The 10,142-nt window shown below is 73.0% G+C and carries 10 protein-coding genes; 4 read left to right on the top strand and 6 right to left on the bottom strand.

The features are described 5' to 3' along the window. A partial coding sequence (locus tag EEJ42_RS47500) for an ROK family protein (RefSeq protein ID WP_148082245.1) occupies positions 1–368 on the top strand: 368 nt, incomplete at its 5' end. Here EEJ42_RS47500 and EEJ42_RS47495 read toward each other — a convergent pair. Together EEJ42_RS47495 and EEJ42_RS47490 are read right to left on the bottom strand one after the other, a co-directional pair. Then, positions 349–837 (bottom strand): GNAT family N-acetyltransferase, encoded by a 489-nt coding sequence (locus EEJ42_RS47495; RefSeq protein ID WP_246097943.1) that lies wholly within the window; start codon positions 835–837, stop codon positions 349–351. The genes EEJ42_RS47500 and EEJ42_RS47495 overlap by 20 nt on opposite strands. A gap of 133 nt (positions 838–970) precedes the next feature. Further along, the gene (locus EEJ42_RS47490; protein ID WP_123108361.1) at positions 971–1,831 is read right to left on the bottom strand and encodes a phosphatidylinositol-specific phospholipase C/glycerophosphodiester phosphodiesterase family protein; all 861 of its coding nucleotides are present in this window, start codon (positions 1,829–1,831) and stop codon (positions 971–973) included. 210 nt (positions 1,832–2,041) lie between these two features. Between EEJ42_RS47490 and EEJ42_RS47485 the strand changes: the two genes are divergently transcribed. The 3 genes from EEJ42_RS47485 (at position 2,042) to EEJ42_RS47475 (ending at position 6,293) form a co-directional block, all read left to right on the top strand. Further along, entirely contained in the window at positions 2,042–3,289 is a 1,248-nt protein-coding gene (locus EEJ42_RS47485) for a phosphodiester glycosidase family protein (RefSeq protein WP_123108360.1), read from the top strand. 123 nt (positions 3,290–3,412) lie between these two features. After that, positions 3,413–4,825, top strand: coding sequence for a family 2B encapsulin nanocompartment shell protein (locus EEJ42_RS47480; RefSeq protein WP_123108359.1), 1,413 nt, complete (start codon positions 3,413–3,415; stop codon positions 4,823–4,825). A 79-nt stretch (positions 4,826–4,904) separates the two neighbouring features. Further along, complete coding sequence (locus EEJ42_RS47475; RefSeq protein WP_123108358.1) at positions 4,905–6,293, top strand: family 2B encapsulin nanocompartment shell protein; 1,389 nt, start codon at positions 4,905–4,907, stop codon at positions 6,291–6,293. A 30-nt stretch (positions 6,294–6,323) separates the two neighbouring features. Here EEJ42_RS47475 and EEJ42_RS47470 read toward each other — a convergent pair whose 3' ends face one another. The 4 genes from EEJ42_RS47470 to EEJ42_RS47455 form a co-directional block, all read right to left on the bottom strand. Further along, positions 6,324–6,518, bottom strand: coding sequence for a hypothetical protein (locus EEJ42_RS47470; RefSeq protein ID WP_009720740.1), 195 nt, complete (start codon positions 6,516–6,518; stop codon positions 6,324–6,326). Between the two features lie 208 nt (positions 6,519–6,726). Then, entirely contained in the window at positions 6,727–7,863 is a 1,137-nt protein-coding gene (locus tag EEJ42_RS47465; protein ID WP_123108357.1) for an acyl-CoA dehydrogenase family protein, read from the bottom strand. Further along, positions 7,860–9,074, bottom strand: a complete 1,215-nt coding sequence (locus tag EEJ42_RS47460) for an acyl-CoA dehydrogenase family protein (protein WP_123108356.1) — start codon at positions 9,072–9,074, stop codon at positions 7,860–7,862. The genes EEJ42_RS47465 and EEJ42_RS47460 overlap by 4 nt, the downstream gene beginning before the upstream one ends. Further along, positions 9,071–10,075 (bottom strand): NADPH:quinone oxidoreductase family protein, encoded by a 1,005-nt coding sequence (locus tag EEJ42_RS47455; RefSeq protein ID WP_123108355.1) that lies wholly within the window; start codon positions 10,073–10,075, stop codon positions 9,071–9,073. Before EEJ42_RS47455 ends, EEJ42_RS47460 begins: the two co-directional genes overlap by 4 nt. Positions 10,076–10,142 lie beyond the last annotated feature (67 nt).

Raw genomic sequence — 10,142 nt, 5'->3', positions numbered from 1 at the left:
CCGGCGGCCGGATCGCCCTGCTGGCCGAGCGGGCGGCGGACGGCGACCGCCGGGTGCGGCACGCGCTGGGCGGCGCGGGCGAGGCGCTCGGTATCGCGCTGGCCGGTGCCGTGAACCTCCTCGACCCGCGCACGGTGGTGCTCGGGGGCGCGCTCACCCCGCTGGCGCCCTGGCTGCTGCCCGCCCTGGAGCGGGAACTGGCGCTGCGGGTCGCGGACCCGGCGCGCTCCGGTCAGGGCACGGTGACGGTCTCGCGGCTGGGCTCCGACGGTCCGCTGCTCGGCGCGGCGCACTCCGTGGTGCAGGCCGTCCTCGACGATCCGGCGGGGCTCAGGGAGGCGGCCGCGGTCACAGGAAGCGGTGCATGATGTGCAGCCCGACGTAACCCTCCGCCGGATGGTGGAACGCCTTGGGCACGGTGCCCACGATCTCGAAGCCGAGTGAGCGCCACAGCGCGACCGCCCGGGTGTTGGCCTCCACCACGGCGTTGAACTGCATCGCCTGGTAGCCCTCGGCGCGCGCCCATTCCAGGACGTGTTCGCCGAGCGCGCGGCCGACGCCCCGCCCGCCGCTCTCGGGCGCCACCATGAAACTGGCACCGGCCACGTGCGCGCCGGGCCCCATCTGATTGGGGTTCATCTTGGCCGAGCCGAGCACCGTGCCGTCGGCGTCGGTGGCGACGACAGTTCGGCCCGGGGGCTTCAGCATCCAGAGGTCACGGGCCCGGCCCTCGTCCAGGTCACGGGGGTAGGTGTACGTCTCGCCCGCGGCAACGATGCGGTGCAGGAAGGGCCAGATCGCGGGCCAGTCCTCGGGGGTGGCGGTCCTGATGAGCATGGCGGTCAGCATGGCGGAACGGACCGGCGTCCCGCGAACCGATTTCCGCGAGTCCGCCGGGCCCGCCCGCCGGGATCCCCGTGCCGCATCAGTGAGCGTGCCGCGTCAGCGAGCGTGCCCGCTTCAGGCCGCGTCAGTGAGCGCCGCGCAGAAAGTCCTCCAGCCCCGCCAGGTCATCGGTGTTCAGGTAGTCGACGCGCGCGGCCAGCAGCTCGCGCCACACGGCCTCGCGCGCCGGGCCCGCGAGGTCGGGCGTGGCCCAGAAGCGCACCTTCTGCCGGGCCGCGCGGGCGGCGACGGTGATCTGGTACAGCTTCTCGCGCTCCTCCTGCGGCATCGGGCCGACGCCCTGCCAGGTGAAGGTCTTCGTCCAGTCGGCGCTGATGAGCGGGATGAAGGAAGCGGGCACGCCGGTGCCCATGTCCTCCAGCCGTCCGTCGTAGAAGGCGTGGCGCACCTTCTCGGCCTCCATGGGGGCCCGGGCTCCGCGGTCGCCCGATATGACGGCGGTCACCGCGCCGCGCCGCACCCCGCCGCCGACCCCACCGTAGGCGGTGCTGAACATCCGGCTGTAGCGGCGCAGCCGCTTGGCGAGTTCGAGGTAGGTGGCCTCGCCGGGGGTCTTGATGTCGATCAGCAGTTGCAGCGACAGGTCGTAGCCGCGGTAGACCCGGCCGCGGTTCGCCGTGACGCGCTGGAACAGCGGGTCGAGGTAGAGGGACTCCAGGGTGCGGGTGGGGTCGAGGTCGGTCGCGTCGTGGGCGACCAGCAACTGGTCGCCCACCAGCCAGATGTCGGCCTCGACGCTGCCGAAGCCGTGGGACAGGGCGTCGATGAGCGGGCGCGGGTGCTCGTAGTCGTTGTGCGCATGGGCTCTGGCCAGCGGCGGCTTGGGCCTGGGGCCGGTTGAGTCCGCGAACGCCGGGGCGGCGGTGCCGCCCGCGAGTGCGGCTCCGAGGGTGACGACAAAGGCGCGGCGTGTACGGCGGACCATGGGGGCCTCCCGGCTCTCGTCCCGGCGTGGTGCCGGATGTACGCGTCGGACGCCAGTGAGTATCGGGGGGCCGCGGTCCCCGTGGGCAGGGGCGTGCGAAGAGTTCCGCAGGTGGTCCCCGGCCATTTCCACGCCGTTCCCGCGGCCCCGGCGGCGGGCGGCGAAGTCCGGTGGCGACGGGATCGGCTGACGGAAAGGCGGCGCAGAGCCATGACGGGACGTGGACGCGGAACGCGGGTGCGGGTGGCGGCGGTGGTCCTGGCCTGGGCCGCGCTGGTCGGCACGGACGCGGCCGGGGCGGCACCGGCGCACGCCGACGCCCGCGCGCCGCGGTTTGGCTCGAGCGCGGTCATCGCGCCGGGCGTCGAATACCGGACGTTCACCGTGGCCGCTTCGCACGGCACGGCATACGGCCATCTACTCTCGGTGGATCTGCGTGAACCGGGCATCTCGCTCGATCTGTTGACCGCGGGTGCGGTCGCCGCCCGCAAGCCGGTCTCCGCCATGGCCGACGAGCGAGGCGCGGTCGCCGCCGTGAACGGCGACTTCTTCAACATCTCCGAGACCCAGCACCCCGGAGTGCCGGCCACGGGCGCCCCGGTCGGCCCCGCGGTGGCGGGCGGGGCGGCGCTCAAGTCGGCGGTGCCCAATGGTCAGCGCTTCGGCCCGGTGCTGCCGTCCGGCACCACCACGGAGGACGTGGTCGGCCTGGGCGCGGACCATGTGGCCCGGCTCGGCCGGCTGACGCTGCGGGGCACCGTGGAGGCCCGGCAGGGCACGCTGCCGCTGCGCGGGGTCAACCAGTACGCGGTGGCGGAGGGCGGCGTCGGCGCGTACACCTCCGACTGGGGGACGGCCTCCCGTGCCCGCGCCGTCTGCGGGACGGACACCGACCGGGCGGCGCCCTGCGGCCAGGAGACCTACGAGGTGACGGTGCGCCGGGGCGTGGTCACCCGGGTGGCGGCCGCACCGGGCGAGGGCGCGATCGCACCGGACACCGTCGTCCTGGTGGGGCGCGAGGCGGGCGCGCGGGACCTGCGCGCGCTGCGGGTCGGCGACCCGGTGCGCCTCGGATACCGGCTGGAGGGCGCGCAGCGGGCGCCGTTCACCTTCGCGGTCGGCGGCTTTCCGATCGTCCGGGACGACCGCCCGCTCGCCGGGCTGGACACGGTCGACGCGGCCGTACGCACCTCCGCGGGCATCGCCGACGGCGGGCACCGGCTCTATCTGCTGGCCCTGGACGGCGGACCGGACTACCGCAAGGGCCTGACCATCGGTGAACTCGCGGACCTCATGCTCGACACCGGCGCCGAGGACGCGGTCGATCTGGACGGCGGCGGCTCGTCCACGCTCGTCGCGCGCGAGCCGGACGGCGCACGGACGACGGTGCGCAACCACCCCTCGGGCGGTGCCGAGCGGCCGGTCCCGAATGGGATCGGAGTATTCACCCGGCACTAATTCCGCAAACCCCTGGTGAGGCACTCTTTCGAGTGAATGCACGGCCCAAAATCCGCTGATAGCTTGGCAGTTGCTCGAGCGGAATATCTCTTCAAGGCCGTACAGGATGGGTGAGCATTCACGATGACGACGTCCGTTGAATCAGGTTCCGGTATCGGCAATCCGCAGCCGCCCACGAGTCTGGGCACGGAGGCGGCACGGAATCTGGCGACGACGACAAAGTCTGTGCCGCAGATGCAGGGCATCACCTCGCGGTGGCTGCTGCGCATGCTGCCGTGGGTGCAGGTTCCGGGTGGTTCGTACCGGGTGAACCGCCGGGCGTCGCACACGCTCGGTGACGGGCGGGTGGAGTTCACCACCACCGGGTCGACGGTGCGGGTCATCCCCGTCGAGCTGCGCGAGCTGCCGCTGTTGCGGGCCTTCGAGGACACCGAGGTGCTGGAAGCGCTGGCGGACCGCTTCACCCAGCGCGAGTTCGCCCCCGGGGAGCTTCTGCTGGAGGCCGGGCACCCGGCGGACGAGCTGGTCCTGCTCGCCCACGGCAAGGTCGACAAGCTGACCGAGGGGGCGTTCGACGAGCCCTCGGTGGTCGGCTCGGCCGCCGGCGGTGACCACTTCGGCGAGCGGGAGCTGGCCGCCGCCGAGCCCGGCACCTGGGGCATCACGGCCAAGGCGGTCACCTCCTGCACGGCGCTCACCCTCTCCCGCCAGGAGTTCGAAGAGCAGCTGGACCGGTCCCGGGAGCTGCGGGCGCACGTGGAGGCGGTGCGCTCGGCGCCGGTGGCCCCGCAGAACGAGCACGGTGAGGCGTCCATCGACCTGGCCTCGGGACACACGGGCGAGCCGGTCCTGCCCGGGGTGTTCGCGGAGTACGAGCTGAAGCCCCGCGAGTACGAGCTGAGCGTCGCCCAGACGATCCTGCGCGTCCACACCCGCGTCGCCGACCTCTACAACGAACCGATGAACCAGGTCGAGCAGCAGCTCCGGCTGACCATCGAGGCCCTGCGCGAGCGCCAGGAACACGAGCTGGTCAACAACCCGGACATCGGCCTGCTGCACAACGCCGACCTCTCCCAGCGCATCCACACCCGCAGCGGCCCGCCCACCCCCGACGACCTCGACGCGCTGCTGGCCACCGTCTGGAAGGACCCAGCGCTGATCCTGGCCCATCCGCGGGCCATCGCGGCGATCGGCCGGGAGTTCAACAGCCGGGGCATCGTCCCGCAGCACGCGGAGGTGAACGGGCACGCGGTGCCCGCCTGGCGCGGGGTGCCCATCTTCCCGTGCAACAAGATTCCGGTGAGCCGCAGCGGCGTCAGCTCGATCCTCGCGCTGCGCACCGGCGAGGAGAACCAGGGCGTGATCGGCCTCCACCGGACCGGAATTCCGGATGAATACCAGCCGAGCCTTTCCGTTCGTTTCATGGGAATCAACGACCAGGCCGTCATGTCGTACCTCGTCAGCGCCTACTATTCCGCGGCCGTCCTCGTCCCGGACGCGCTCGGAATCCTGGAGAACGTGGAAATCGGACTCTGATGGTCCGGCGGCCGCGCCCTCGGCCGCCCGGATGACCTTCCCGTAACGCCCCCTCTACCGAAATGGGTGATGAACACAGATGACCACCTCCGTGGAGTCCGGTGAGCAGCCGCTGAGTCTGGGTACGGCCGCCGCCCGGAACCTGGCGACCACGACCAAGTCCGTGCCGCAGATGCAGGCCATCTCCTCCCGGTGGCTGCTGCGCGTGCTGCCCTGGGTCCAGGTGTCGGCCGGTACGTACCGGGTGAACCGGCGGCTCAGCTACACGGTCGGGGACGGACGGATCGAGTTCATCAGCACCGGTTCCGAGGTGCGGGTGATTCCGCCGGAGCTGGGTGAGCTGCCGACGCTGCGCGGTTTCGGCGACACCGCGGTGCTGGAGGCGCTGGCGGACGGCTGCGTACAGCGGGAATACGCGCCGGGCGACGTGCTGGTCGAGGCGGGGCGCCCGGCCGATCAGGTGTACCTCATCGCCCACGGCAAGGTCCGGCAGATCGCGCCCGGGGCGTACGACGAGGGCACGGCGCTGGGGCTGCTGGCCGACGGGGAGTACTTCGGCGACTCGGTGCTCACCGGGCCGGAGCGCACCTGGGAGTTCACCGCGCGGGCCGTCACCCGGACCACGGTGCTCACCCTCCCCCGCCGGGTCTTCCAGGAGGCCGCCGACCGGTCCGGGGCGCTGCGCAGCCATCTCCAGGAGGCGTCCGGGCGGAGCGCACCCGCGCAGAACCGGAAGGGGGAGGCCGATATCGCGGTCACCTCCGGCCATACAGGGGAGCCGACGCTGCCGGGGACGTTCGCGGAGTACGAGCTGAAGCCGCGTGAGTACGAGCTGAGCGTGGCCCAGACGATCCTGCGCGTCCACACCCGCGTCGCCGACCTCTACAACGAACCGATGAACCAGGTCGAGGAACAGCTCAAGCTGACCATCCAGGCGCTGCGCGAGCGTCAGGAGCACGAACTGATCAACAACCGGGAGTTCGGTCTGCTGCACAACGCCGACCTCTCCCAGCGCATCCACACCCGGAGCGGCCCGCCCACCCCGGACGATCTGGACGAGCTGCTGGCCCGCCGCCGCAAGACGCAGTATCTGCTGGCACATCCGCGCACCATCGCCGCCTTCGGCCGCGAGTGCAGCAGCCGGGGGCTGTATCCGCAGGGCGCCGAGGTGGCAGGGGTCGCGGTGCGCGCCTGGCGCGGGGTGCCGCTGCTGCCCTGCAACAAGATCCCGGTGAGCGAGTCCGGCACCAGCTCGATCCTCGCGATGCGTACCGGGGAGGAGAGCCAGGGCGTGATCGGCCTGCATCAGACGGGCATTCCGGATGAGTACGAGCCCAGCCTGAACGTGCGGTTCATGGGCATCAACGAGCAGGCGATCACGTCGTATCTGGTGAGCGCCTACTACTCGGCCGCGATTCTGGTGCCCGACGCCCTGGGTGTGCTGGAGGACGTCGAGATCGGCCGCTGAGCGTGACCGCACCGCGGCCGCGGGCGCCGGTCAGGGGCGGACGCTGCTGACCACGTCCGCGGTCGCGGACAGGCCCTCGGAGATGGTCGGCGCGATGCTGCTGCTCGCCAGGTAGAAGCCCAGCGTGACGCAGACCAGGGCATGCGAGACGCGCAGCCCGCCGCTGCGCAGGAAGACCACCGCGAGGATCAGCAGGAGCAGGACCACGGAAATCGAAATGGCCATGGGGAGCCTCCTGGGCCGCTTCAGGGGATCGGGATCCGGCCGTCAGTGTGGCCCAGAATCGCCCTGAATCCCCCCGAAGCGGGTACTCCACACGAGTGCCGATCTCCCGTTCGACCTCCAAGTGACCGCGGCGCCCGGTGAATCAGCCTGGCAGCGGGGCGGATTCACCGGGCGTCAGCCCGCGGGGCCGGTCAGCCCGCGGGGGCAGTCAGCCCGTGGGGGTGGGGAGGTCCACCAGGTCGGCGAGCGCCTGGCGGTGGCGGCCCGGGGTGCCGAGCAGGATCTCGGCGCTCTTGGCCCGCTTGAGGTAGAGGTGCGCCGGGTGCTCCCAGGTCATGCCGATGCCGCCGTGCAGCTGTACGCACTCCTCCGCCGCGTGCACCGCCACCTGCCCGCAGTACGCCTGCGCCACGGCCACCGCGACCGGGACGTCCGGGCTGTCGGCGGCCAGTGCGTCGGCGGCGTGCCGGGCGGTGGCGCGGGCCGAGACCAACTCCAGGTAGAGCGCCGCCATCCGGTGCTTGAGGGCCTGGAACGACCCGACGGGGCGGCCGAACTGATGGCGCTCCTTGGTGTGGCGGACGGTCTCGGTCAGACACCATTCGGCCACGCCCAGCTGCTCGGAGGCGAGCAGTCCGGCGCCGGTGAGCAGCGCCCGTACGACGGCGGCTCGCGCGCGGTCGGCGTCGGCCAGCCGACGCGCGGGGGCGCCGGTGAGGGTCACCGCGGCGAGGGGCCGGGTGAGGTCGAGCGAGGTGAGGGGCTCCACGGAGACGCTGGCTTCCGTGGTCTCCACGGCGTACAGGCCGTATCCGTCCGGCCCGTCGGCGGGGACGAGCAGCACATCGGCGCCCGCCGCGCCCGCGACATGGGTGATCCGGCCGCTGAGCGTCCCGTCGCCGTCCACCCGTACGGTCGCGGCCGGGGCGGTGGCGCCGGGCGTGGTGGCCGCCGGAACGGCCAGCGCGCCGATGGTGCGGCCTTCGGCGAGGGCCCCGAGCAGCCGCGCCACGGCGGCCTCACCGGTGTCGCAGCCCAGCACGGCGCCGACCGCGACGACGGCGCTGGTGAGGTACGGCACGGGGGCGACGGCCCGGCCCAGTTCCTCCATCACGACCGCCGCCTCGCGCGCGGTGGCGCCCTGTCCGCCGAGCTTGTCGGGCACGAGCAGCCCCGCCGTGCCCATCTCGGTGCCCAGGGAGCGCCACAGTGCGGGATCGTGCGCCCGGCCGCTCTCGGCCTCGGAGAGCACGGCGGCGGGCGGGCAGCGGTCGGTGAGCAGCGACCGCACGGCGGCGCGCAGATCGTCCTCGGCCTCGGTGTAGAGCAGGTCCGGGGTGCTCATCGGGGCAGATCCTTCCACGGGACGTCCTTGTCGGTCCGCGGCTCGGGCGGCAGGCCCAGGACGCGTTCGGCGATGATGTTGAGCAGGACCTCGGAGGTGCCGCCCTCGATGGAGTTGCCCTTGGCACGCAGATAGCGGTACCCGGCCTCGCGTCCGGTGAAGTCGACCAGTTCGGGGCGGCGCAGCGTCCAGTCGTCGTAGAGCAGGCCCTCCTCCCCCAGCAGTTCGACCTCCAGGGCGCTGATCTCCTGGTTGAGCCGGGCGAAGGCGAGCTTCATGGCCGAGCCCTCGGGTCCGGGCTGTCCGACGGCGAGCTGCTGGCCCAGCCGCTCGCCCGCGAGCCGGGCGGCCTCGGCGTCCACCCACAGCCGCAGCAGCCGCTGGTGCAGATCGTGGGTGCGCAGTTCGGGGCGGTCGCGCCAGGTCTCGGAGACCAGGCCGATCATGCCGCCCTCGCGGGGGACGCGGCCGCCGCCGATGGCGACGCGCTCGTTCATCAGGGTGGTCTGGGCGACCCGCCAGCCCTCGCCGATCTCGCCGAGGCGGCGGCTGTCGGGGATGCGTACGCCGGTCAGGAAGACCTCGTTGAACTCGGCCTCGCCGGTGATCTGGCGCAGCGGCCGGACCTCGACGCCGGGGTCGGTCATGTCGCAGACGAAGTACGTGATGCCGCGGTGCTTGGGCAGGTCGGGGTCGGTGCGGGCGATGAGGATGGCCCAGCGGGCGAGGTGGGCGCTGGACGTCCAGACCTTCTGGCCGTCGACCACCCAGTCGTCGCCGTCGCGCACCGCCCGGGTGGCGAGCGCGGCGAGGTCGGAGCCCGCGCCGGGCTCGCTGAACAGCTGGCACCACACCTCCTCGCCGGTCCACAGCGGGCGCAGCAACCGCTGCCGCTGCTCCTCGGAGCCGAAGCCGAGGATGGTGGGCGCGGCCATGCCGAGGCCGATGCCGATGCGGCGCGGGTCGTTGTCCGGTGCGCCGGCGGCCTCGAGTTCGGCGTCCACGACGGCCTGGAGCGAGCGGGGGGCGTCCAGGCCGCCCAGCCCCACCGGGTAGTGCACCCAGGCGAGTCCGGCGTCGAAGCGGGCGCGCAGGAAGTCCAGGCGGTCGGTGGTGGCCGGGGGGTGGGCGTCGAGGAGCGCGCGGGTGCGGCGGCGCAGTCCGTCGGCGTCCACGGCGGCGGTGTCCCGGTCGGTCTCGGGGGTGCTCATCGGGCGCCTCCCTCGGGCTGTCCGGGGACGACCACGACGCGGCCGGTGGTCACGCCGTCGGCGACACGCTGGACGGCGTCCGCGGCCCCGCTCATCGGCACCCGCTCGCTGACCAGCGGTTTCACGGTGCCCTGGGCGGCGAGCTTGGTCAGCTCGTCGTGGCAGGCGCGGATCGCGGCGGGGTCGTAGGTGTTGTACAGGCCCCAGTGGAGGCCGAGGATGGCGTAGTTCTTGACCAGGGCGTGGTTGAGGGCGGCCTGCGGGACGACACCGCTGGCGAAGCCGACCACCACGATCCGGCCCTCGAACGCGATGCACTTGACGGACTGGGCGAAGGCGTCGCCGCCGACCGGGTCGTAGACGACTTCGGCGCCGCGTCCGCCGGTGGCCTCCTTGACCGCGGCCACGATGTCGTCGCCGCGCCGGTCGAGCACCACGTCGCAGCCCAGTTCGCGGGCGACCCGGGCCTTGTCCTCGCCGCCGACGACACCGATCACCCGCGCCCCGGCCGCCTTGCCGAGCTGGACGGCGGCGCTGCCGACGCCGCCCGCGGCGGCGTGCACCAGCAGCGTGTCCCCGGCCCGCAGCCCGGCCCGGCGGTGCAGGCCGAACCAGCCCGTCTGATAGCCGATGTGCAGGGCCGCGGCCTGGGCGTCGTCCAGGGCGTCGGGCGCCGGCAGCACGGTGGCCGCGTCGACGGTCACGTACTCGGCGAAGCCGCCCGCGGGGAGCGTGGGGGTGGCCAGGACGCGCGCGCCCACCTCGCCCTGCGCCCCCTCGCCGAGGGCGACGATCTCGCCGCACAGCTCGACGCCCGGGGTGAACGGCATGGGCGGCCGCACCTGGTAGTGGCCGCGGCACAGCAGGGCGTCCGGGAAGTTGACGTTGACGGCCCGGACCCGCAGGAGCAGTTCCCCGGGCCCGGCCACCGGATCGAGCACGTCGTCGAGGCGCATCACCTCACGCGGCTCGCCATTGTCGTGCACTCGCCATGCCTGCATCCGGTGGCCTCCAGAAGCTTTCGATAGGGGCGCGAAACGCGTCGGGGCGCACATACTAACCAGTCGG

Origin of the sequence: Streptomyces botrytidirepellens, from assembly GCF_003721215.1 — a bacterium.
In the GTDB taxonomy this organism is placed as follows: Bacteria; Actinomycetota; Actinomycetes; order Streptomycetales; family Streptomycetaceae; genus Streptomyces; species Streptomyces himastatinicus.
This window is presented reverse-complemented; position numbering and strand designations above follow the sequence as displayed.

Bases quoted from the DNA above. Each gene is read 5' to 3' on its own strand.
- EEJ42_RS47485 (WP_123108360.1), top strand. From the start codon at position 2,042: ATGACGGGACGTGGACGCGGAACGCGGGTGCGGGTGGCGGCGGTGGTC.
- EEJ42_RS47480 (WP_123108359.1), top strand. From the start codon at position 3,413: ATGACGACGTCCGTTGAATCAGGTTCCGGTATCGGCAATCCGCAGCCG.
- EEJ42_RS47455 (WP_123108355.1), bottom strand. From the start codon at position 10,075: ATGCAGGCATGGCGAGTGCACGACAATGGCGAGCCGCGTGAGGTGATG.
- EEJ42_RS47490 (WP_123108361.1), bottom strand. From the start codon at position 1,831: ATGGTCCGCCGTACACGCCGCGCCTTTGTCGTCACCCTCGGAGCCGCA.
- EEJ42_RS47475 (WP_123108358.1), top strand. From the start codon at position 4,905: ATGACCACCTCCGTGGAGTCCGGTGAGCAGCCGCTGAGTCTGGGTACG.
- EEJ42_RS47495 (WP_246097943.1), bottom strand. From the start codon at position 837: ATGCTCATCAGGACCGCCACCCCCGAGGACTGGCCCGCGATCTGGCCC.
- EEJ42_RS47465 (WP_123108357.1), bottom strand. From the start codon at position 7,863: ATGAGCACCCCGGACCTGCTCTACACCGAGGCCGAGGACGATCTGCGC.
- EEJ42_RS47470 (WP_009720740.1), bottom strand. From the start codon at position 6,518: ATGGCCATTTCGATTTCCGTGGTCCTGCTCCTGCTGATCCTCGCGGTG.
- EEJ42_RS47460 (WP_123108356.1), bottom strand. From the start codon at position 9,074: ATGAGCACCCCCGAGACCGACCGGGACACCGCCGCCGTGGACGCCGAC.